We start from the raw sequence: 21,570 nt of genomic DNA on the forward strand, positions 1-21,570 counted from the left end.
GCCGGAGCCGCCGCGCGTAAGCATTGAGCGACAATTACTTGGGTAAAGTGGCGCGCACGGCTTTTACCTCGGCTACCTGCACGGCGCTGGCTTTGTTGCCAAATTTATTACGCACGTAGGTGAGCACATCGGCTACCTGCTGGTCGGTTAGGTAGTTCTGGGCGGGCATGTGCTGCTTGTAGTCGTTGCCGTCGATTTCGATGGGCTCGGCGAGGCCGGCCAGCACGATGTGGGCTAGGCGGGCCTTGTCGCCGAGTACGTACTCGGTTTTGATGAGCGGCGGGTTCATGTTGGGCACGCCGCCACCGTCGGCCATGTGGCAGGTGATGCACACGTTCTTATACACCACCGCGCCGCGGGTGATGGACGCGGCCATGGCCGGGTCGGCTTTGGTGGGGGCTTTGGCCTTGGCGGCGGGGGTAGGGCGGTGCTGCGCGTGCAGCGACAGCGCGCCGCCGGCCAGCGCCAAGGTCAAAAGAGCTTGCTTAACAGTCATTATTTCTTAGCGTTATATACGATGCGGTAGATGGTGCCCTTCTGGTCGTCGCTCACGTAGAGCGAGCCGTCGGGGCCCTGTGCGAGGCCGCAGGGGCGGTGGTCGGCGCGGCCACTGGCGGCCTTGGCGGCCGAGCCAGCGAAGTTGTCGGCAAATACCTCCCACTGGCCATCAGGCTTGCCATTCTTAAAGGGCTGGAATACCACGAAATAACCAGCCTGGGGCTCGGGAGCGCGGTTCCAGGAGCCGTGGAAGGCGATGAAGGCGCCGTTGCGGTACTTGGCCGGGAACATGGTGCCAGTGTAGAAGAGCAGGCCATCGGGGGCCATGTGGCCGGGGTAGGCGGCGGCGGGCTTGAGGTAGTCGGCGGTGGAAGGCGTTTTGCCATCGCCGCCGTACTCGGGGCCTTTCATCAGCTCCTTCTTCTGCTGGTCGTAGTAGATGTAGGGCCAGCCGGCGTTCGAGCCTTTGGTGAGCGCGTACAGGCACTCGGCGGGCAACGCGGCCGACTCCTTTTCGCCGTAAAGCTCGGGCCAGTTGTCGTGCAGCTGGTCGCGGCCGTGTTGCATCACAAAGAGCTGATTGTCTTGGGGGTTCCAGTCGAGGCCCACCACGTTGCGCAGGCCGGTGGCGTAGCGCGTGCCGTCGGGGTAGCGCTGGTTGAGCTGGTTGGCCTTAAACTGCCAGATGCCGCCCGCCGAGTCCAGAATGGGGCAATTGGGGATGCCCTTGCTGCCGCGGGTGCGGTCCTGCTCCTGGCAGGCGTTGGCGTAGGCGCCGATGTTCACGTAGAGGTTGTCGGCGTTGTCGAGCACGATGGATTTTGACTCGTGCTGGCTGCCCACTTTGAGGCCGCGCACCAGCAGCTCGGGTTTGGTGGGGGCGGTTACTTCACCCTTGCCGTCGAGCTTGTAGCGGTACACCGCGTGGTCGGAGGAGGCGTAGAGGTAGCCGTTTTTCTCGTACATGCCCGTGCCGCCATAGTCACCAAAGCCGCCCGTCATGGTGGCCTTACCGTTGGGCTGGCTGTGCAGCTCCAGAATGCCCTTGCCGTCTTTTACTTTGTTGAGCTTTACGTAGATAACGCCCTGGGGCGTAACGGCGATGTGGCGGGCTTTGCCACCGGTTTCGGCGGCTACCAGCGCGCCAAAGCCAGCGGGTAGCTTGAGGCCGGCATTGTTGGGGTCGGGCGCGACGCGCACGCTGGTGGGGTGGCTGGCAACTAGCGCCAGACTACCCGCCAGGGCGGGCACGGCGAGTAATAAGCGAGGAGAAAAGGAGAGCATACAGGGAAATAGGAAAATGACGAGGCGAAATAAGCTAAAAGCAAGCTAATTCCCCAACTGCTAATGTCGGCTGAAGGTTGCAGCGTTGGCTGGGCCGAGGGGGGTAGGGCGCTACTTTTGCGCGTTGTCCTTCGCTGCTGCTATGTCAGTAACTACCCCCACCATTCTTTTCGTCCACGGCTTTGCCGAAAGCCGCGAGGTCTGGACGGAATTTACCCGGCCCTTCCCGGCCGGCTACCGCCTGCTCATGCCCAACCTGCTGGGCCACGGCACCAACCGCGCCGCCGCGCCCGACTTTTCGATGGAGGCCCAGGCCCGCTTCGTAGTAAGCTACCTCGACCAAAAGGGCTGCGCCGGCCCCGTGCTGGTGGTAGGCCACAGCATGGGCGGCTACGTGGCCCTGGCCCTGGCCGAGCGCTACCCCGACCGCGTGGCCGGCCTGGTGCTCCTCAACTCCACGGCCTATCCCGACACCGACGAGAAGCGCCAGAACCGCGAAAAAAACATCAGCTTTGTCGAGCGCCACGGCCTCGAAAAATTCATGGGCAGCTTCGTGCGCCCGCTCTTTGCTCCCGCCAACCGCGACCGCCTGCCCGAGGCCCTGGCCCTGCTCGAAGACATTGGCCGGGCCACCCCCGAGGCCACTATCGCGGGTGCCCTGCGCGCCATGGCCGCCCGCCCCGACCGTACCACCGTGCTGCGCGCCGCGCCCTTCCCGGTACTGCTGGTGGCGGGCAAGCACGACGTGGCCGTGCCCCTGGCCGACTCAGTGGCCCAGGCCGCCCTACCCCCCCTTGGCGCGGCGCTGTTCCTGGAGGGCAGCGGCCACCAGGCGTACCTGGAGCAGCCCGAGCCCACGCGCCGGGCCGTGCTGGCGCTGGCCAGCGCGGTTTTTGGGGGGTAACCAGTACGTAAAAAGGCCGGGCATGCCCGGCCTTTTGTGGTTAAATGCAGTGAGTTAGTGAATCGTGCTGCTGCTTACTTCACCAGCACCAGCTTGTCGCGCAGGTTCTCGGGCACCTGGTCGATGGAGACTACTTGCAGGCTGTTTGGGTTAGCTTCGGGTACTACCATTGCCCGCGATTGGGTGAGGGTGGCTTGCATGGCTTGCTGGTCGAGGCGATACATGGCGCCGGTGGCGGGGTCTACGATGAGCAGCCCAATGATGCCGCCGAAGAGAATGTTGCCGAAATACCAGCCGTTAACGCTGGTGCCGAGCGCCGCCGTTTTGGTGTCGTAGCCGGGCATCGAGAAATTGACCGTGTAGTGCTCGCCCGCAAAAAAGCCCGCCCCCGATTTGAGGCTGGTATTAATGGGCGTCACGCCCGTAAACACCTCCTGGCCGTGGCTATTGACAATGCTCACGGTGGCCCCGATGGGCGAGCTGGCAATGGCCACGGGCCAGCTGCTGTGGCTGACAATGGAAGCGCAGGAGCTGAGTAGCAGGCCGCTAGCTGCCAGAAAAGAAGGTAAAAGTGCTTTCATCAGAAAAAGGTAAAAAAGAAAGAAGTTGTTTAAAATTTCAAATATTTATGAGTTTAGATTGAACAGGCAAAACTATGAACTAATTGTGAAAAGAAAAAGCCTGTTATCCTATCTTTTTGATGAAGTTCGGCTGCATTGTCACCTGGGCAGTATTTTCGTAGTCCCGTAGCCTGAAGGGGGTAGGGATTTTATATTTTATAATGAAGAACTATTTATTGCTGGCGGGCCTATTGGGTCTAGCTAGCGTGAGTCGGGCGCAGGTGGCACCGCCGGTTACTACCCCCACAACTACCCTAGCCGGTGTGCCGATTACCCCCCGCGACCACGGTGCCGTGTACCTCAACTGGAGCTATAACCGCGACTGGTACACCAAATCGGATATTCGGTTTAAGAACGATAAGTCGGATGACTACGACTTCACCTTTCACGATGCGGTAGCCCACGACCACCCCAGCATGAGCGACTTCTGGAAGCTGGACAACCTGACCGTGCCGCAGTATGACCTCACGGTGGGCTACATGTTCCACGACAAGCACGACCTGGGCATCGAGGTTAGCTGGAACCACCTCAAGTACGTGGTCGATGACTTCCAGACCATGCGCGTATCGGGCCAGATTCGGGGCTACAAGTTCGACCGCGACACCCTGGTAACGCCCGACTTCGTGCACTTGCAGCACACCAACGGCAACAACTACCTGATGGCCAACTTGGTGAAGCGCTGGCAGCTGCGCGCCGGCCGCCACGTCACGCTCAGCGCCATCGGCAAGGTGGGTGGCGGGCCCATGATTTCATACACCATCTCGTCCATCTTCACCAGCCACGCCGAGGGGCCGTTTCACTACGAAGGCTGGGTGGCCGGGGCCAGCGGCGGCCTGCGCCTGGAGCTGTATAAGTACTTCTTCCTAAGCTCCGACTTCCAGGGCGCCTACGCCCGCTACACCAACAGCTACATCGGCGCCGACCGCCTGGGCCGCGTTACGCACCAGTTCGGCTCGGCCCAGTGGCTGTACGGGTTCGGGTTTATGGTGCCGTTGTAAAACTCGTTTGTCATTGCGAGCGCAACGAAGTGAAGCGCGGCAATCGCCCCAGAACGATACCCAAAAGAGTCGTTCCGGGGCGATTGCTGCGCTTCACTTCGTTGCGCTCGCAATGACAAATGGCGTGACTAAACCAATCCCGCTAGCTTCTCTACCCCCGGCCCGAGCACGAGTTGGCCGTCGGCCCCGAGCCAATCGGTGAGGATGCTGGCGTAGAGGCTGCGGAAGTCGAGCTGGTAGCGCAGGTCGCCCTGGTCGAGGTCGGCGAGGCTGGCGGGCTGGTTGAGCAGGCCGGGCTTGCGCAGCGCGCCGCTGAGTAGGAACACGTTGTTGGCGGTGCCGTGGTCGGTGCCATTGCTGGCATTCTGGCCCACGCGCCGGCCAAACTCGCTGAAAACCATCACCAGCGTGTTGTTCCACTCGTTGTGTTGTTGCAGGTCGGCGGCCAGCGCGGCGAGGCCATTCGAAAGCTCACCGAGCAGGCGGCCCTGCTGCTCGTGCTGCCGCACATGGGTATCGAAACCACTGAGGGCCAGGTAGTACACCCGCGACTCGACGCCCGAGGTAATCAGCTCGGCGGTGGTTTTTAGGTTGTGCCCAAAGTCGGTGTTCGGGTAAGCGCCCGCGCTGGTGTAGATTTTCGATTTCTCGTAGAGATAGTCAGCCGACGACGCCGTTTCGGCCAGCGTCTTATACAGGTAGTCCAGCTCCGAGCCGGCCGGCCCTACCCACTTCTCTTGGCTCAAGGCGTTGAGGTAGCGGCTCTGGGTGAGCTGGTGAAACTTGCCGGGATTCTTGAGGGCCAGGCCATTGCGCTGGGCACCTTTCAGGGCCAGGCTCAGCGTGTCGTCGATTTCGAGGGCCTGGTAGGCGGGGGCGCCGCCGGCGCAAGTACTGTCGAGGTAGCGGCCCAGCCAGCCGGTGCTCAGCAGCTGCTCCGAGCCCGAACCGGTCTGCCAGATATCCATCGAGCGGAAGTGCGAGCGGTCGGGGTTGGGGTAACCCACGGCGTTGCAAATCGCCACTTGGCCCTGGTCATACAAGCCTTTCAGCCCCTTCATTGCCGGGTGTAGGGCCAGCTCATCGCCGAGGGGTAGGAGGCCATCGGCCGCCCGGAGCGCCAGCGTGGGCCGGGCCTTGTAATACAAGTCGTTGCGATACGGCACGAGGGTATTGAGGCCGTCGTTGCCGCCGCCCAGCTGCACCACTATCAGGCGCTTGGCCGCCCCACCGGGCGCGTCGCGCAGGCGGGCCGCCAGCTGGTTTTCGGGCCGGTCGAGGGCGTGCAAAAACTTGGGCACCAGCAACAGGGTGCTGGCCAGGGCGGAGGACTGAATGAATTGGCGGCGTTGCATAGGATAAGATATTATAGTTTTTAAAACGGTTGTCCTTGCGAGCGCAGCGCGGCAATCGCACCCGAACGATACCCAAACGACTTGTTCTGGGGCGATTGCCGCGCTGCGCTCGCAAGGACAACTGGCGTGGCTAAGCGCTAAGCTGTCTTTACGCCAGCTGATATTCCGGCAAGCTCAACAGGCTCACCAGCGTGTTTTTTAGCCGCTCTTCGGGGGTAGCGGCCTTGGCGGCGGCTTGCTGCACCAGGGCCAGGTTTTCGGGGCGCAAAGGGCTTTGCAGCAGAAAACCAGCCAGCAGCTGCGGTTGCTGCGCGGGCGGCGCGGCGCCCAGCAGTTGCTGAATAGGTCCCAGCGGCAGGTGCGTGGTTTCGGTATTCTTCACCAGCCGCTCCTTACCCGTGGTCTGGGGCGTGATGTCGTTTTCGTCGTCTTTGAGGCGCAGCGCAAACTCGGCGTTTCTGAACAAGATGCTCGGCAGCTGCAAGCGCAGCAGCAGCGACGACGAGTCTATCCAGGCCCTACCCCCCGGCCAGCCGGCCACGTTGGGCGGCATGAACAGCGTCTGGCCCAGCGCTTTCTGGTAGCCCAGCAGCTGCTTGTCGTTGTCTACCTTCAGGTTGAGCGTGCGGCGCAGGCCCGCCACCAGCGCCACCGGCGACTTGATGAGGCTGCCCATATTGGCCGGGGCGTAGAACCAGTCGGCCGAAAACAGGCGCTCCAGCAGGTCGCTCACGTCGTAACCGCTCTGGCGGAAAGCCACGGCCAGCGGCGCGATGTGGGCCGGGTCGGGCACGTCGTTCACGAAGAAGCGGTACAGCTTCGTCACCAAAAACGTACTCGCCGCCGGTTGTTGCATAATGATGCGCAGCGCGTCGGCCCCGCCAAAATTACCGGTCTGGCCCAGCAAGGTTTTGCTACCTGCATCGTGCTGGCGCTCCTTAAATACGAAGCGGCTCTGCCCATCGTAGCCCCACCCAGTGAAGGCGCGGGCGGCTTCCTTCACGTCGGTTTCGGTGTAGTTGCCGCGGCCCAGCGTGAACAATTCCATCACCTCGCGGGCGAAGTTTTCGTTGGGGTGCTCCTTGCGGTTTTGCTGGTTATTCAGAAATTGTAGCATGGCCGGTTCTTGGCTCACGGCCAGCAGCAGGTCGGGAAACTTGCCCAGTGCGTGCTCCCGAATGGTGTTGAGCAGCGCCAGCGAGTCGTCGGGCCGGCGCGTGCGGCAGGCAAAGTGCCCGTGCCAAAACAGCGCTACCTTCTCGCGCAGCTGGCCGGGCGAGGTGGTCATTTTAGCCATCCAAGCCGTGCTCATGCCAATAAAAGCGTCCCGAATGCCCATATTCTGCATTTTGCGCTGCTCGGGTGTGAGGTCGGCACGGCGCAGCTGTGGCAAGCCCTGGCGGCGGGTGGCCAGCATGGAGCGCGGCCGTAGCGCGTCTACGGCTGCCAAGGGGGGGGTAGGGCCGGCCGGATTAGCAGTGCCCGGCTGGGCCGAGCTGGCGGGCGCGGGCGGCGCGGCGGCCGGCCCCGCCGCCATGCCGCCCGGCGGGGGGGTAGGCGCCCCGGCCGGCACGGCCATCACCGCCCCCATAGGGTCTTGGAAAGCAGCCAGCGAAGAGCTGGGAATGGGCTCGTAGGCGCGGGCCTCGTGCAGAAGCTGGCGCAAGACCTTGCTGGGGCTGAGGTTGGCGGCCACATCCTGCGGGCGTGGCCCAAAGCCGGCCCGCCAATACAAATGCTGGAGCTGCTGTGCGTTCATGGCCGTTGGATGACGAAAAGGCACGGGGGTTTAATGCGCAGTGGCGCAATGGCCGCGTTACAGCAGGTATCAGTTGACCTTCAACTATTTTAACGCGGTTGCGAGGGCAGTTTGTAGGCCGGGTAGTAGCGCGAACTTTGTAATTCGCGTCTCCGCGCCGTTAAAGCCAACCAAACCGTGCGGGGACGCGAACTACAAAGTTCGCGCTACTAGCCACTGACCCTGAAACCGCGCTAGGTGTGCGTGGATACCTGGCCAGGGCAATGCTTTTACAGTTATTCTTATGCGTCGTTTTTTAGCTATCGTGTTGTTATTTCTGGCCGCCGCTGGAGCCACCCAGGCGCAGTCGGCCACTGGCATCCCGGCTCTCGACCAGCTGGTAGTAGCCCTCGATAGCGGCTCCGTAGCACCCGTGCGACCCTACCTTACCTCCGAAACCCGCGTGGGTAGCCTGCCACCGGCCTACACGGCGCGGATACTGGCGCAACTCGTGCCGCAGTTTGGGCCGGTCGAGGGCTTGCGCGTGGTGCGCCAAGAGCCGGCCGGGGCCAACACGCGCTACGTATGCGCCATCGCCCAGCACGGGGCCGAGCAGGCGTGCGACTTCGTGCTGACGCTCGCCGGCCAGTTTGCCGAATTGAACCTGGCGCCGCCCGGCGTCCGGAAGCTGGGTAATACCCTTGGCCCGCAAGACCTTACTACGCCGCCCAGCGCAGATGCTCCTATGCGGCTGGCGCACGGCCTCATCCTGGTCGAAGCCGAAGTAGATGGCCGGCGCGGCGCGTTTCTGCTCGATTCGGGCGCGCCGGCGCTGGTGCTTAATCAGCGCGAGTTTCCGGCCCCGGCCACCGAAGCGCCGCCGGCCGCGAGCAGTGGGCAGGGCGTGAATGGGCGCCTGGCCGGCGCGTCGTACCACCTCACCCAAAGCTTCAATTGGCAGGGTATCAGCTTTACCAATAAAGAAGTGCCTACCCTTGACCTGGCCAGCCTCGAAGGCCGGCTGGGGGCCGCGCCGCTGCTGGGTATCATCGGCTACAACGTGTTCAGCCAGTATGCCCTTACCCTCGACTACCGCGGCGGGCGGGTGCTGCTGCGCCAGCCCGCCGCCGATGCGCCCGCCGCGCCTGCGCCGCTCCTGCGCGTGCCCTTCACGCTCAGCGGCCACCTGCCCGTGGTGGCGCTCACGGTGGCCGGCCAGACCTTCGAGGTAGCCGTGGACTGCGGTGCCCAAACCAACCTGCTCGACCAGCAGTATGCGGCTACCCTGGCGCCGCAGCTGCGCCAGCCCGCTACCAGCCGCGTGAGCGGGGCCGATGCCGCCAGCCGCACCGTGGCCAGCGGCGAGCTGCGCGCCGTGCGCCTGGCCGGCGGTCCCTTGGTGTTTCGCCACCAGGAAACGGTATTTGCCGATATCTCCCACCTCAACCAAAACCCGCGCCGCGCCCACTTGCAGGGTTTGGTGGGCTATCCCCTGCTTATCCAGTACCGCACTACCATCGACTACGTCAATAAGCAACTGGAATTCAGGGAGTGGTAAAGCGTTTGTCATGGCGAGCGCTGCGCTCGCCATGACAAACGCTTTTATTCTGCTACAGCCGGGCGCCCACCACCACTGTTTTCCGGTACTCGCGGCGCTCGCCGCCGCTGGGCCGAAACAGCTCCACGTGCACAATATAGTAGCCCACGGCGGCCTTGCGGCCATGCTCGTCGAGGCCATCCCACTGCACGAAGCCGGTGGTGGGCAGGCTCTCGTTGCGCAGCAGGCGGCGCGTGAGCTGGCCCAGGGCGTCGTATACCGTCACGGAGCCCACGTAGCCAGGCTGGTCGAGTTGGTAGTTGAGGGTCGTAAAGTCCTGCTGGCCATCGTCGTCGGGGGTAAATAGCTCGGGCACCATGCTCAGCTCCTGGCCGTTGCCCACTGCATCCTGTTCCTGCGAGTTGGGCCGGCCGGGCGTGGCGTAGCCCACCGCGCCCGCCGCCGAGTGGAAGTTGCTGGCCGCGCTCGGTCCCTGTGCCCGAATTCGCTCCAGCGATACTCCCGCCTGCGTGCTCAGCAGTGGCAACTGCTGGCTTTTATTATAGTCGTAATGGTCTAGCTCCGTGCTGGTTGAGCTGTAGAGGTACACCGAGCCGGCACTATTATCCAGGGCCGGAAAGCTGGCCATGGCCAGCAGCGCCGCCGGGTCGCTGCTGGTGGGGTACTGCGCCTGCAACGTGCCCGCATCCGAAGTCAGGGCCACCAGCTGGCCGGGTGCCAGTACGTAGGGCGCGCCGGGGCTGACCACGGCCGTGCCGCCGCCACCAGCCTTCTGAATACCTAGCTGATAGCCCTGCAGATTCACGTAGCGTGGCGAGCGGTTGAGGATTTCCACGAAATACACGCCGCCCGAAGTGTGGTTGAACAGCACCTCGTTCATTACCACGTCGCCGGGCTGGGCAGCTTCGGGCAGGGCCACGCCGGCCGCGGCCAGCGCGCCGCTGGCATTGCCCGCGCAATCGGTGGCGCGGGCCACGGTCACGGTCAGCGGCTGGCTGGGCAGCAGCGCCGGGCTCACCGTCAGGTCCACAACTCGAAAATCGGGGGCTGCGGGCGCGGCGCGGCTCACGGTGGGGGTAGGGCCGGTGCTGCTGCGCAGCGCGTACAGCGCCGGGCTGGCTACTGCCGCGCTGTCCAATTTCTCCCCAAAATACAGCCGGATGGTGCTGGGCGTGAGGGCTACGGCGCGCAGCAGGGTGGGCGGCGTGCGGTCGGGATTAGGGCCAGCCACGCTGTTGCGGCGGCCGGGCGTGCCGCCGCTGGGGTCCTGGCTGGCCTGCCAGTTGTCGGCGGCGCCGCAGTAGCTGGCGGGGTCGCGCATTTCGAGGGTCCAGCCGCCGTCTCGCTTGCGTAGGTCGCGGTACCAGGTGTCGGCGTAGGCTACTTCGAAGAGGGTAGCGCCGCTGCGCCCGCGCAGCACCAGCTGGTCGGCGGCGTTGGTGAGCGAGGGGAAGTTGCTGACGCCGTACACCTTACCGTAGGCCGCAAACTGTGCCGCGCGGGTGCTGCCGCACACCACGGCGTACTGGCCGGGCAGCAGCTTGGCCGTGTCGGGCAGCACGGCGGTGGTGGTGCTGCCCGGCTTCAGCAGGCGCACGCCGCGCAGGCTCAGCGTTTTAGTGGCGGTGTTATTGAAAATCTCGATAAATTCCGACGCCGGCAGGCCCACCACCGGCGTTTCATCGGCCATAATCTCCGTGATGAGCAGCTCGCCCACCTGCGGCGCCACCGGCACCCCGCCAAATGCCGCCGTGAGCGGCCCCACCGCCACATTGCCGTAGAGGTCGGCCAACTGCCGCACTTCCAGCGTGTTGACATTGGCAAAATCCTGCGCAAACGTGAGCCGTACCACCGCCGGGTTCAGGGCCGACACGGTGGCCGTGGCCGGCCCTACCCCCGTGGCCAGCCGGTAGCGGCCGGGGTCGGTGGCCGAGGCGGCGCCCACGGCTTCATTAAACACCACGTCGAGCGTGCGGCTGTCCACGGCCGTGGCGCGCAGCAATAGCGGCGCGGTGGCGTCGGTGACCAGAAAGTCGTCGAAGTAAAAGTTCTTGCTATTGGCCGACGAGTAGAGCAGCGACACGCCCACCACGCTGCCGCGCTGGTGGGTATTGTCGAGGGGGGTAGCGGCCTCAGCCACGAAATTGCGGCCGCCCGTGAGGTCGCGCGCCAGCATCCACTGGCCTTGCAGCGAGCGCGTTACGCGCACCCGCACAAGATTGTTGGTGCTGGAAGCGAGCGTGCCATTCAGTCCATCAATCACCAGTACCGGGCTGCGGGCCGAGTCTTTGCGGAAGAGGCTCACCTCGTCGTCGGTGCCGCCCAGGCGCACGAAGTAGCCTTTGGTGCTGGGGCTTTTGAGGTCGGGCTGCGAGGCCAGCAGCCACACGTCGGCCAGGTTGCTGGCCGAGGTTGCCAGCTTGATATTAGCCCAAAATTCCCAGGTGGTGCCGGTGCTAGCCTGGCAGGGCGTCACGAGCTGCAGCTGGGTGCCTGTGGTGGCTGGGCCGGCGCTTTGCAGCACCTCTTTGCTTACTACGAAGCTGCCCACATCGCCGGTCCAGGCCGGGTTTTGGGTGAAATTACCGTCGGCAAATGTTTCGGCGAGCTGGGCGCGGCTGGCCAGGGGTAGCAGAAGATAGAACGCAATTACTAAAAAGTATAACTGCTTCATTAATGAATAGCTGAAATGTAGTTTAACTTCCAAGTAACGAATTTCTGCCGACATTTGCCCACTAGCGGCCGGCGCGAAGCCGTTCGCCTAACAAGCTGATTAACTGCTACCCTCATGAAGATTGCCGTTGTGGGTGCCACCGGGCTGGTGGGCACCGAAATGCTGAAAGTGCTGGCCGAGCGCCAGTTTCCGGTTACTGAGTTATTGCCCGTGGCCTCGGCCAAATCGGTGGGCCAGCTGGTTCATTTTCAAGGCAAAGACTACCCCGTGGTGAGCATGGAAGACGCCATTGCGGCGCGCCCGGCCATCGCCATTTTCTCGGCCGGCGGCGGCGTGTCGCTGGAGTTCGCGCCTAAGTTTGCCGAAGTGGGCACCGTGGTGGTTGACAACTCGTCGGCCTGGCGCATGGACGCTACCAAGAAGCTGGTGGTGCCCGAAGTGAACGCCGACGTGCTCACCAAAGACGATAAAATCATCGCCAACCCCAACTGCTCGACCATTCAGCTGGTGGTGGCTCTCAACGACTTGCACAAAAAGTACCAGGCCAAGCGCCTCGTCATCAGCACCTACCAGAGCGTAACCGGCACCGGCAAAAAAGCCGTAGACCAGCTCATGGAGGAGCGCGCCGGCCAGCAGGCCAGCAACCCCGCCTACGCCCACCCCATCGACCTGAACGTGCTGCCCCACATCGACGTGTTTCAGCCCAACGGCTACACCAAGGAGGAGCTGAAAATGGTGAACGAGACCAAGAAAATCATGGGCGACGACAGCATCCGCGTCACGGCCACCTGCGTGCGCGTGCCCGTAATGGGCGGCCACTCCGAGTCGGTGAACATCGAGTTTGCCCACGATTTTGACCTGGCCGAGGTGCGCGACATCCTCAGCAAAACCGACGGCGTGGAGCTGGTAGACGATGTGCAGAACAATCGCTACCCCATGCCCAAGGACAGCCACGGCCGCGACGCCGTGCTGGTAGGCCGCCTGCGCCGCGACGACACCCAGCCCAATACCCTCAACATGTGGGTAGTAGCCGACAACCTGCGCAAAGGCGCCGCCACGAATGCGGTGCAGATTGCTGAGTATCTGATGGCTAAAGGCTTGGTGTAGAGGCCATATCGCCTCTATTATTGCATGCTGCAACTCTGGCCTTATAAGATTTGCTCAGCGTTAAACCTAAAAAGCATCAGCTTATTAGCTGATGCTTTTTCATGACCGTTTTTCTGCTAATCAAGCAGTAAAGGCTCACTCAAAGACCATCGTTTGGCTGTCAGGTAACTAATTTCCCTGACACAGCACTAGTGACAATTGGCAAACTGTAGTAACCGAAAATCAGTGCTGACACGGATGTATTGCCCTAAAGTAAATAATACATTTGATGGCACTCTAATCACCTCTTGGTTTACTATGAAAACACTGTTATCTAGCGCATTAATTTACATTTGCGCAACTAATTGGTGGCCGTCGCAAATACCTTCCATCTTGGGTACTAACGCAACATTACTACCTCCTACCGCCTTCAATCCTTGGCCCCTGCCTGTTCATGCGGCCACAAACGGGAGCGACGACGTTTCTTTTAGGTCGTGCTCCTACATCGACCCAAATGGTTACAAGTGGACGGCACCAGTCGGCACGATTACAGATGGGGCTTCCATACCAACTATATGCCTTTCATTCGTGGGTGACCGGCGTGACGAACGGTGGCGTGGTGCATCGTTACTTCATGATGCGTATTGTGGAAAGGCAAATAGTAGCGGAAATTCCTACCACAAAGCCACTTGGCAGAAAGTGAATAGAATGTTTTACAATGCTTGCCTAGCTGGCGGAACCCCTCAGGCAAAAGCTGCCGCTATGTATAGTGCCGTCTGGTTATTTAATAAGCGGTGGACTTATTTAGATAATACAAGCCCCGAATACCTTGCGGCATTGTCACGAGCAGGAGGAAGTACGCTAAGCGAGAATACATCAAGCGCAGTTGCTAACCTGGCTAAAATGCAAGCATCTCAAGTTGTTATATCTGCGCAGAAGGTTGAGATAAAGCGACTAGATGTAAATGATGTATCGGCTACCCTGAAAATACAGCAAATTAAAGAAGTAGTAGATTATGCCAAAGCTGATTCGTTGACTTTACCGCGACTTGACTCTATATTAGTAGCAGCTAGCCAGAGATTAAAAACGGGAAATGTGTTAGTGCTACCAGGGCAATAGAGATGCTGAATGCTATTTTATATTATGAAAGTGTAGGATGGCTAATGAGGAAAATTGTTCGCAACAATGACGCACTACGTGGCCCTGGGCGACAGCCGCAACGCTCAACGCCTGCGCCGCGTCATCAGCCTGGGCAGCCATGAAATCGTGGAAAACAATGAGCTGCGCTACGGCGTGCGGCTGGTTGACCTGAGCGTTAATCCGCTGTCCGAAGCGTTGCTGCTGTGGGCTGAGATGCCGGGCCAGGAGGGGGGTAGGGGCTCATTTTGAAATGATTACCCCAGGGCGCTAGCTGGCCTCAATCAGCTGCACGGCTTTTTCGAGTACCTCGTCGCGGCCGTCGGTAATGCCCTGAATGGTGGGCTTAGCCTCCACATCGGGCACGATGCCGACGCGCTGGGTTTCGCGGCCGTCGGGGTAGTAGATGCCGATGCCGCTGATGCGGGTGTTGATATTGCCGGGCAGCACGATGGCCGACACGTTGCCGTCGGCCCCGGCCGTGGTGCTGCCTAATACGGTGGCGCGGGGAGCGCTGCGCAGGGCCATGGTGGTGTATTCGGCGTTGCTTTGGGTTATCTCATCCACTAAAATAACAACCTTGCCGGGGTAAGCCGGGCCGGGGTCGGCCGTTACTTTTATAGCCAGGGTTTGCGCAAAAAAGCCTGGGTAGGTAGCCTGTAGTCGGCTGAAGCGCACAAACTCAGCCGGCTTGCTGAGTAAGTACTTGGCCAACGTAAAAACCACGAAATCAGAAGGATAATTGCGGATGTCAATGACTAGTCCCTTGGTCTTCTGAGCCTTAGCCATAATGTCGGCCAGGTCGGCGTTGTGGATAGTGCCGAGGGCCAGGTAGCCGATGTTGCCCGGCAGCAGGCGCCAGGCGGGGGCTTTGGGGTCGGGGGTGCCATAGTTCACGGCCAGGTTGAGCTGGCTGGCGGGCACGCGGTCGATGGTAACGGCAAACTCGCGGCCGGCGCGGCGCACCACCAGGGCCACTTGCGGGGTAGGGCCACGCAGCAGGTCGCGGGCAATGTTGCGCAGCTGGGTGGGCTCGTTAGATGCGGGCGTGATGGGCTGGCGGGCCTGCACCAGCTCCGCCACCGGCCGGCCATCTACCCGCACCACCACATCGCCGGGCTTAAGGGTAGTGGCGGCCCCCAGGGCAGCATCGTAATAGCCCGCCACCACGGCCTGGCCCTCCACAAAGCGCAGCCACAGCGCCGCGTAATAAGTGCCCCAGTAGGTAGTTAATATCTTGTCATTAAAGATGTTGGCGTGGGTGTCGTGCACGCGGGCGATGAGGGCCAGCGCCGTGAGCCGGTACTGCTCGGCCGTGCCCGCGGCCACAAACTGCGGAATGAACTCGGGCAGCACCCGCTGCCAGTCTTCGCCGATGGCGTAGCGGTAGGGGAAGTAGTAGTCTATCATGTTCCAATACCGAAACAGCGCCAGCAGGCGCAGGCCGGCATCGGGGGTAGGCGTGGCGGCGTAGGCTTCCTCGTGCTCAAAAATGGGGTTGCCCACGCCCGGCGCAGCGCGCACGTAGTAGTGCGGGCCCTGGTTGCGGTTGCGGCGCAGGTAGTCCAACTGCGCGCGCAGGTCGGGGCTCAGCTGCGCCTTATCGCTGAGCCAGGCCAGGTCGGGCTGCAGGCGCATGGCGGCGGGCGCGGGCTCGCGGCAGGTGGCGCAGGCGGGCACCGGCCCCAGGCTGGTAAGCCATGCGCTCAGCACCGCGCTGCGGGCCTGCTCGGTCTTGCTGCTGAGCACGCGGGGCAGCACGCGCAGCAGCTCGGCATCAAAGTTATAGTCGCCGCGGGCCACGGCGGGGTGGTAGTATTTCACAAAGCCCCACATCCGCCCCAGCACCGCTAGGTTGTCGATTTGCTGTTTGCTCAGGTTGCTGAGGGTCAGGCCCGAGCCGCGCCGAAAAGCCGTGTCCTGCTCGGCTTTGTAGTGCACCACCGGCTTAGCTGGCGCCTGGTCAACCGGCCGGCCATCCACGGTTAGCGTCAGCTGGTCGAGCCACAGCGTGCCGGTAGCGGGCAGCAGGGTGCCGAAGTAAAGGGTCTTAGCCTCGTTGGCGAGGGGTAGGGTGATGGTGTACTGCTGCCAGTCGGTAGTGCCCCGCACCGGGCGCTTCTGCATGTTGTCAAAGGCCAGCATACCCTGCTCGCCGTCCACGCGCAGCCACAGGCCCGCGTAGCCGTTCTGCACCTGGTCCGTTTTGAGAAAGCCCGTCAGCTTCACCGACTTGCCCCCAAACGTGACGGGCAGCCGCATCGTGGCCACGCCAAACGCATCCGCTGGCCGGGTGGCGCCCACCGACTGCACCCGCAGCGCGTAGCGGCCGTCGTGGTGCGTCAGCGAATCGGCGGCGGCCAGGTAGCCGCTGGCGGCATCCGGCGGGGTAGGGCCGCTCAGGCTGGTCCACCACCCCGCGGGCAGGTGCGTGCGGTGGTCTACCTGCTCAAAGCTCAGGTTGAGTGGGGGGGTAGGCGCCTGGGCCCAGCCGGCCAGCGGGGTGCGCACGAGCAAAGCGGCCAAAATCAGCCAGCAAGTTTTCATAGCATTGCGAGGAAAAGGATGTACCAAGATACTTGGATAGAGCCTCTTCCCGGCGCAATGGTTGCCAGGCCGCGGCGGCTGCCTACTGCACCGCGTTGCGCAGGTCGGGGCGGGGCTGCATCTGGTAGTTAGGCGGGGGGGTAGCGCCGGCCAGGTTCTGCACGAAGTAGTCCCAGCGGCGGCGCGTCATGTAGGGCGAGTAGGCGCCGTAGCCGTGCTGGGCATTCGGAAATACCACCAAATCATAGCTCTTGTTGGCGCGGGTGAGGGCTTCCACTACGAGCATCGTGTTGTAGGGCGGCACGTTGTCGTCCATCAGGCCGTGGGCCAGCATCAGCTTGCCCGTCAGGTTTTTGGCGAAGGTGGCGTTGGCCTGGTTGTCGTAGTTGGTGGTGCCGTCGGGGTTCTGCTTCAGCAGGCCGATGTAGCGCTCAGCCCAGTCGTCCTCGTAGTTGCGGTTTTCGTGGTTGCCCGATTCCGAGATGCCCACTTTGAAGAAATCGGGGTAGCGGAACATGGCCGCCGCCGCCGCGTAGCCGCCGCCCGAGTGCCCCCAGATGCCGGCCCGCGCCAGGTCGATGTAGGGGTATTTCTGGGCCAGCTGCTTCATGCCGGCCACCTGGTCGGGGAGCGTGTTCTCGTACATGTTGCCGTAGCAGCCATCGTGGTAGCTTTTCGAGCGCAGCGGGTTGCAACTGCCCTCAATTACCACCACCACAAAGCCCAGTTCGGCCAGCGCCTGGTGGTCGCTGCGGCCGGCCGAAAACGACCAGCTGCCCACGCCGCCGCCCTGCGGGCCGGGGTAGATATAGTTGATAATCGGGTACTTCTTGCCGGGTTCCAGCGTGGTGGGCGCAAACAGCAGCCCATACAAATCGGTCTGCCCATCGGCAGCTTTCACCGTAATGGGGGTAGGGGCCTTCCAGCCGGTGGCGGTGAGGCGCGAGATGTCGGTTTTCTCCAGCGTGGCCAGCAGCTTGCCGTCGGCGGCGCGCAGCACGGTGGCTCCGGGCTTGTCGGGCTGCGAGTAGGTGTCCACGAAGTAGCGGCCCGAGGGCGACAGCGCCACCTGGTGGTTGCCGGCCTCCGGCGTGAGCAGGGTCAGGCCCTTGCCATCGAGCCCGATGCGGTAGAGCTGGGTAAAGTAGGGGTTGTTCAGCTCGCGGCCATCGGCCAGGAAGTAGAGTTGGCGCTTCTGCTCGTCTACGTGCAGCAGCTTGGTCACCACGAAGTTGCCCCTGGTAATTTGGTGCTTGACCTTGCCAGTGGTGGCGTCGTAGAGGTAGAGGTGGCCCCAGTTATCGCGCTCCGAATACCAGATAGCTTCTTTGGTTTTGGGCAAATAGCGCCAGTTGATGGCGCCCTGGCCCGACTCGTACTGCGTGGGCACTGTTTCTTCCATCACCTCGCGCACGGCACCAGTAGCGGCGTCAGCCACCCGCATTTTTTCCCGCTTGTGGTCGCGCGAAGTTGATACGAAGGCCAGCTGCCGGCCGTCGGCGCTCCAGTCCACGTCGTCGAAGGTGCCGCTGCTCGAAATATCGTCCGAGAGCGAGGCGCGGTGTGGGTCGGGGGGCACTTGCAGGCGCACCACCTTGGCCGGGTTCACCTCCACAATAACTCGCTCGATGGTGGCAATTTCCTTGTCGCCGGCCAGCGGGTATTTCCAGGTTTTGAGCTGGGGCGTGCCCACATTGGTGGTTACCAGGTACATATCGCCCACCCGGCGCTGGTCTTGCCGGAAGGTGGCGATTTTGCGCGAGTCGGGCGACCAGCGCAGCACGGGCTTGTCGCTGTGCGTCCAGCCGGCGTTATCGGTGGCGTAGCCGTAGTCCTTGGCCCCGTCGGTGGTCAGCTGGGTGAGCTGGTTGGTCTGGGTGTCGCGCACCCACAGGTTGTCGTCTTTGATGAAGGCGGCCAGCCGGCCGTCGGGCGAATCTATCTCGTTGTCGACGTTGGCGTTGAGCGCGGCGGCGGGCTTGGCGCCGGGGCTCACTTTCCCGCTCACGATGTCGTAGTTCCAGCTTTTGCCGCCGGCCGCGAAGGCAAAGCCCTTGGCATCATCCGAAAAATCGAGGTCGCGAAACGGCAGCCGGCCCGCCTCATACGTGGTGCCGCTGGCCGCAGAAAGCGCCGCCGCCAGCTTGGCCTGGTCAAAGGCCACGGTGCGGGTTTTGCGGGCCGGGTCCACCACAATAAACTCGCTGCCCCGCGCCGTCAGCACCCGGTACCACAGCCGGTCGTTGGCCAGCCAGTGGGGCTGGCCGATACTGCCATCCACCAGCGCCTGCGTGTTGTAGCCCATAAAGCGCTCGGCGCGGGCGTAGTCGGCGGCCGTGAGGGCAGGCTGTTGGGCCGCAGCGGCTCCCGAAACGAGGAGCGCCACCGCCAGGAAACCCGGAAAATACGTGTGCATAAGAGGGGTAGGAAACCAGCCAATTAGCCGGCGTTTTATCAGCGCAAGGTATTACCAAATGCCCGACGGGGCCGCGCCCAGGTGGCTCCCTACCCCCCTGCCAAGCGTTACATCGCCTTCATCCACGGCGCGTTCAGGCGCACGTACACCGAGGCCGAGAGGGGTAGGCGGCCGTAGCCCGGCCCATAATAAGAGCCCGGCGCGTAGCGGTTTCCCTGGAGTGTCTCCGGGATAACGTAGCCCGTGAGTTGGCCGCCTACGCTCAACTCGGGGCCGCGCGGGCCGCCCAGCGTGGTAAGGCGATAGCTAGCGCCCAGCGTCAAGGCATTGACGTTGAAAACAGTGGCTACATACCCATCATTAGGACCGACAATGTAGAAATTCAGCTCCTCGCTGTCCTTCTGCACGAACTCGTAGCGGCCGTAAAACGTGGGCCGGCCCAGCGTGAGGTTGGTTTCGGCCAGCACGGCGTGCTCGGGGCCTTTGCCGACAGTTTTGTTCATGCCCCACACCAGCGACGACGCAATGTAGTGGCGCTGGCCCCAGCTGCGGCTGTGCAGCACCGAGGCCGTGGTGCGGTGCACGTTTTCGTCGGGGTGCAGGTCCTCGGGGCTTTTAATATAGGCGTGGCTGACTTGCAGCGCCAGGGTAGGACCCGGGTTCCAGTTGAGGCGCGTGGCCCACGAGTCAGCGCGCGGCCGGTCAAAGTCGAAGCGGTACTGGTCGGGCTCACGGCCCGTGAAGTTGCTGCCTTCCAGCTTAAACTGCTTGTAGCGCAGCCCCAGCGTGGCTACGCCGAAGGTGATGTGCGTGGCGTCGGTCCAGTGGTGCGAGAGCGGCGCGTCGGGGTTGGGCATGGCCGAGAGCCGGTGCATAAACGCCGTGGGCCCCACGGCCGGCTCGCCGGGGTAGCCCAGGTAGGCGGTCAGGTCCACATCCTTCGAAAAAGCGTAGGTGTAGCCCACGCTCAGCCCCGAAAACAGGTCGTGCGGGTGCTGCTTATCGATGAGCGGCTGGCCTTTGTAAGATTCCCCGGTTTGAAATAAGAGCGGGTAGCCGCCGCGCGTTTCGGTCAGTGCATCGAGGCTCATCATCAGGCTCAGGTTCAGTAGGCCGCGCTCGCCCACCCGGCGCTGAGCCATGGTCATAAACCAGTTGGGGCCATCCACGGCGTTGGCGTGGCCGCGCGCGCCATTATGGTTGAAATTCTGGCTGGTGTAGCGCCCGAAGGCCGCGCCGTGGTACATCAGCATCCAGGGGCCTTTGTGCTGCATCCACATGTACATATCGGTCTGGTCGGGCTGCCAGGCCGTGCCCGAGCCGTTGCGCGACATCGGCAGGTTGCGCGAGTAGGCGTGGCTCATGGGTATATCGCCCATGCTACCCATCTCCATGCCGCTCAGGTCGTGGTGGGCCGTATCGGCGGGCATGGCCATACCCGGCATGGCGTGGTGGTCGTGCTGTGCCAGGGCGGGGGTAGCAGCCAAGGCGGCGGCTAGCAGGGGAAGCAGAGTAGACTTGCGCATGCAGGGAAGTAGTTAATGAACTGCTCATCTAACGCATCCGGCTCCCCGAAGGTCACGCGCCGGGCCGGTAAGGTTCGGCCGGCGGGCGCACATAATTCCGGGCAGCAGCAGCTTATCCCCGCATTTTGTATGCTGTACGCCCGCACTTTACACCGACTCCGCCTACCCCCTCCCGTATAAAGAACCAGCCCACCACTGCGGCTCCCTATTTCCTTTTCCGTATGAAAAATGCTCCCGTTGAATACCGCAACGTCCTCGATGCCCTGGCCCGCTGCATAGCTGCCTGCGAATACTGCGCCGATGCCTGCCTTTCGGAAGACAATATCCAGATGATGGTGGGCTGCATTCGCACCGACCGCGACTGCGCCGACATCTGCCGCGTCACGGCTGCTTTCATCGCCCGCAACTCGTCCCACGCGCCCCACATTATGAAGGAGTGCATAGAAATTTGCCAGAAGTGCTACGATGAGTGCTCGCAGCACAAGCACGACCACTGCCAGCAGTGCGCCGAGGCCTGCAAAGCCTGCATCGACGCCTGCAAAAGCTACCAGCAGTAAGTGAGTAGTTGAGTACATGAGTAAGGGCCACTGAAACAGGATTTTATCCCGCGTCTCAGTGGCCCTTACTCATGTACTCAACTACTCACTTACCGTTACCCCAGCGCGTCGAGCGAAAGGCGCTCGGGCTGCATGAGGCGCCGAAACTCGCTCACCGAGCGGCCCGTCACCTGCCGAAACTGGTTGCTCAGGTGCTGGCCCGAGCTGTAGCGCAGTTGGTCGGCAATCTGCACCAGCGTCATCTCGCCATAGCTGAGCAGCTCCTTCACGCGCTCTATCTTCATGCGAATGAGGTACTTTTCGATGGTGAGGTTGGCGGTGCGCGAAAACACTTTGCTCAGGTGCGAGTAGGTAGTGGCAAAGCGGTCGGCCAGGAAAGCCGAAGTCGTGAGGGGCGCCGGCGCGGTGCGCAGGTGCTCCAGGTACTCTTGCAGCACGCCCTTTATTTGTTCGGTCAGCTGCTCAGCGCGGTCGAGCAGCACGTCGAAGCCGGCTTCGCGCAGCAGCGGGGCCACCACGCGGGGGTCAACGGGCGTGCCCGGCGCGAGCTGAGCCGTACCGAGGGTAACGCTGGTAGGCTCATAGCCAGCCTTCACCAGCAAGTTCTGAACCGCCTCGACGCAACGCGGGCAAACCATATTTTTGATGTGCAACAGATTGGTTTTCACGGAT

At 62.5% G+C, this 21,570-nt stretch carries 17 protein-coding genes; 7 read left to right on the plus strand and 10 right to left on the minus strand.

Annotated features, from left to right (window positions below):
* Positions 1 to 34: 34 nt before the first annotated feature.
* Positions 35 to 496 (minus strand): cytochrome c, encoded by a 462-nt coding sequence (locus E4631_RS09270; protein ID WP_133656118.1) that lies wholly within the window; start codon positions 494 to 496, stop codon positions 35 to 37.
* On the minus strand, positions 496 to 1,782 hold the full coding sequence (locus E4631_RS09275; RefSeq protein WP_133656117.1) for a sorbosone dehydrogenase family protein: 1,287 nt from the start codon (positions 1,780 to 1,782) through the stop codon (positions 496 to 498). The genes E4631_RS09270 and E4631_RS09275 overlap by 1 nt, the downstream gene beginning before the upstream one ends.
* 142 nt (positions 1,783 to 1,924) lie before the next feature.
* On the opposite strand from E4631_RS09275, the gene E4631_RS09280 reads away from it, so the two are divergent.
* Positions 1,925 to 2,686, plus strand: coding sequence for an alpha/beta fold hydrolase (locus E4631_RS09280; RefSeq protein ID WP_133656116.1), 762 nt, complete (start codon positions 1,925 to 1,927; stop codon positions 2,684 to 2,686).
* Between the two features lie 74 nt (positions 2,687 to 2,760).
* On the opposite strand, the gene E4631_RS09285 is transcribed toward E4631_RS09280, so the two are convergent.
* Positions 2,761 to 3,267 (minus strand): hypothetical protein, encoded by a 507-nt coding sequence (locus E4631_RS09285; RefSeq protein WP_133656115.1) that lies wholly within the window; start codon positions 3,265 to 3,267, stop codon positions 2,761 to 2,763.
* Positions 3,268 to 3,467: 200 nt separating this feature from the next.
* Here E4631_RS09285 and E4631_RS09290 point away from each other — a divergent pair, with 200 nt between their 5' ends.
* Positions 3,468 to 4,304 (plus strand): hypothetical protein, encoded by an 837-nt coding sequence (locus E4631_RS09290; RefSeq protein WP_240734783.1) that lies wholly within the window; start codon positions 3,468 to 3,470, stop codon positions 4,302 to 4,304.
* Between the two features lie 128 nt (positions 4,305 to 4,432).
* Here the strand turns inward: E4631_RS09290 and E4631_RS09295 are convergent, their stop codons facing one another.
* Positions 4,433 to 5,659 (minus strand): DUF1501 domain-containing protein, encoded by a 1,227-nt coding sequence (locus E4631_RS09295; protein WP_133656114.1) that lies wholly within the window; start codon positions 5,657 to 5,659, stop codon positions 4,433 to 4,435.
* Between the two features lie 148 nt (positions 5,660 to 5,807).
* A complete protein-coding gene (locus E4631_RS09300; RefSeq protein WP_135318601.1) occupies positions 5,808 to 7,442 on the minus strand; it encodes a DUF1800 family protein in 1,635 nt (544 codons plus the stop codon).
* A 259-nt stretch (positions 7,443 to 7,701) separates the two neighbouring features.
* On the opposite strand from E4631_RS09300, the gene E4631_RS09305 reads away from it, so the two are divergent.
* A complete protein-coding gene (locus tag E4631_RS09305; RefSeq protein ID WP_133656112.1) occupies positions 7,702 to 8,955 on the plus strand; it encodes an aspartyl protease family protein in 1,254 nt (417 codons plus the stop codon).
* A 52-nt stretch (positions 8,956 to 9,007) separates the two neighbouring features.
* Here the strand turns inward: E4631_RS09305 and E4631_RS09310 are convergent, their stop codons facing one another.
* Positions 9,008 to 11,629, minus strand: a complete 2,622-nt coding sequence (locus E4631_RS09310) for a lamin tail domain-containing protein (protein ID WP_166647958.1) — start codon at positions 11,627 to 11,629, stop codon at positions 9,008 to 9,010.
* A gap of 114 nt (positions 11,630 to 11,743) precedes the next feature.
* Between E4631_RS09310 and E4631_RS09315 the strand changes: the two genes are divergently transcribed.
* The 3 genes from E4631_RS09315 to E4631_RS09325 all read left to right on the plus strand — a co-directional run bounded on the left by E4631_RS09315 (position 11,744) and on the right by E4631_RS09325 (position 14,104).
* The gene (locus E4631_RS09315) at positions 11,744 to 12,736 is read left to right on the plus strand and encodes an aspartate-semialdehyde dehydrogenase (RefSeq protein ID WP_133656110.1); all 993 of its coding nucleotides are present in this window, start codon (positions 11,744 to 11,746) and stop codon (positions 12,734 to 12,736) included.
* Between the two features lie 297 nt (positions 12,737 to 13,033).
* On the plus strand, positions 13,034 to 13,834 hold the full coding sequence (locus E4631_RS09320) for a DUF1353 domain-containing protein (RefSeq protein WP_166647957.1): 801 nt from the start codon (positions 13,034 to 13,036) through the stop codon (positions 13,832 to 13,834).
* A 66-nt stretch (positions 13,835 to 13,900) separates the two neighbouring features.
* On the plus strand, positions 13,901 to 14,104 hold the full coding sequence (locus E4631_RS09325) for a hypothetical protein (RefSeq protein ID WP_133656108.1): 204 nt from the start codon (positions 13,901 to 13,903) through the stop codon (positions 14,102 to 14,104).
* Between the two features lie 18 nt (positions 14,105 to 14,122).
* On the opposite strand, the gene E4631_RS09330 is transcribed toward E4631_RS09325, so the two are convergent.
* The 3 genes from E4631_RS09330 to E4631_RS09340 form a co-directional block, all read right to left on the minus strand.
* Positions 14,123 to 16,399 (minus strand): S41 family peptidase, encoded by a 2,277-nt coding sequence (locus E4631_RS09330; RefSeq protein WP_133656107.1) that lies wholly within the window; start codon positions 16,397 to 16,399, stop codon positions 14,123 to 14,125.
* Between the two features lie 82 nt (positions 16,400 to 16,481).
* Positions 16,482 to 18,815, minus strand: a complete 2,334-nt coding sequence (locus tag E4631_RS09335) for a DPP IV N-terminal domain-containing protein (RefSeq protein ID WP_133656106.1) — start codon at positions 18,813 to 18,815, stop codon at positions 16,482 to 16,484.
* Positions 18,816 to 18,922: 107 nt separating this feature from the next.
* Entirely contained in the window at positions 18,923 to 20,341 is a 1,419-nt protein-coding gene (locus E4631_RS09340; RefSeq protein WP_133656105.1) for a hypothetical protein, read from the minus strand.
* A 221-nt stretch (positions 20,342 to 20,562) separates the two neighbouring features.
* On the opposite strand from E4631_RS09340, the gene E4631_RS09345 reads away from it, so the two are divergent.
* Positions 20,563 to 20,898 carry a four-helix bundle copper-binding protein gene (locus E4631_RS09345; RefSeq protein WP_133656104.1) on the plus strand — a complete coding sequence of 112 codons (336 nt, stop codon included), beginning with the start codon at positions 20,563 to 20,565 and terminating at the stop codon, positions 20,896 to 20,898.
* 95 nt (positions 20,899 to 20,993) lie between these two features.
* Here the strand turns inward: E4631_RS09345 and E4631_RS09350 are convergent, their stop codons facing one another.
* On the minus strand, positions 20,994 to 21,566 hold the full coding sequence (locus E4631_RS09350) for an AraC family transcriptional regulator (protein ID WP_133656103.1): 573 nt from the start codon (positions 21,564 to 21,566) through the stop codon (positions 20,994 to 20,996).
* Positions 21,567 to 21,570 lie beyond the last annotated feature (4 nt).

The organism is Hymenobacter sp. UV11 (assembly GCF_004684095.1).
Classification (GTDB): Bacteria; Bacteroidota; Bacteroidia; order Cytophagales; family Hymenobacteraceae; genus Hymenobacter.

Excerpts from the sequence above, each read along its gene's own strand:
- E4631_RS09305 (WP_133656112.1), top strand. The coding sequence starts at position 7,702 with ATGCGTCGTTTTTTAGCTATCGTGTTGTTATTTCTGGCCGCCGCTGGA.
- E4631_RS09330 (WP_133656107.1), bottom strand. The coding sequence starts at position 16,399 with ATGAAAACTTGCTGGCTGATTTTGGCCGCTTTGCTCGTGCGCACCCCG.
- E4631_RS09310 (WP_166647958.1), bottom strand. The coding sequence starts at position 11,629 with ATGAAGCAGTTATACTTTTTAGTAATTGCGTTCTATCTTCTGCTACCC.
- E4631_RS09320 (WP_166647957.1), top strand. The coding sequence starts at position 13,034 with ATGAAAACACTGTTATCTAGCGCATTAATTTACATTTGCGCAACTAAT.
- E4631_RS09345 (WP_133656104.1), top strand. The coding sequence starts at position 20,563 with ATGAAAAATGCTCCCGTTGAATACCGCAACGTCCTCGATGCCCTGGCC.
- E4631_RS09335 (WP_133656106.1), bottom strand. The coding sequence starts at position 18,815 with ATGCACACGTATTTTCCGGGTTTCCTGGCGGTGGCGCTCCTCGTTTCG.
- E4631_RS09290 (WP_240734783.1), top strand. The coding sequence starts at position 3,468 with ATGAAGAACTATTTATTGCTGGCGGGCCTATTGGGTCTAGCTAGCGTG.
- E4631_RS09295 (WP_133656114.1), bottom strand. The coding sequence starts at position 5,659 with ATGCAACGCCGCCAATTCATTCAGTCCTCCGCCCTGGCCAGCACCCTG.
- E4631_RS09280 (WP_133656116.1), top strand. The coding sequence starts at position 1,925 with ATGTCAGTAACTACCCCCACCATTCTTTTCGTCCACGGCTTTGCCGAA.
- E4631_RS09285 (WP_133656115.1), bottom strand. The coding sequence starts at position 3,267 with ATGAAAGCACTTTTACCTTCTTTTCTGGCAGCTAGCGGCCTGCTACTC.
- E4631_RS09325 (WP_133656108.1), top strand. The coding sequence starts at position 13,901 with ATGACGCACTACGTGGCCCTGGGCGACAGCCGCAACGCTCAACGCCTG.
- E4631_RS09315 (WP_133656110.1), top strand. The coding sequence starts at position 11,744 with ATGAAGATTGCCGTTGTGGGTGCCACCGGGCTGGTGGGCACCGAAATG.
- E4631_RS09340 (WP_133656105.1), bottom strand. The coding sequence starts at position 20,341 with ATGCGCAAGTCTACTCTGCTTCCCCTGCTAGCCGCCGCCTTGGCTGCT.
- E4631_RS09275 (WP_133656117.1), bottom strand. The coding sequence starts at position 1,782 with ATGCTCTCCTTTTCTCCTCGCTTATTACTCGCCGTGCCCGCCCTGGCG.
- E4631_RS09270 (WP_133656118.1), bottom strand. The coding sequence starts at position 496 with ATGACTGTTAAGCAAGCTCTTTTGACCTTGGCGCTGGCCGGCGGCGCG.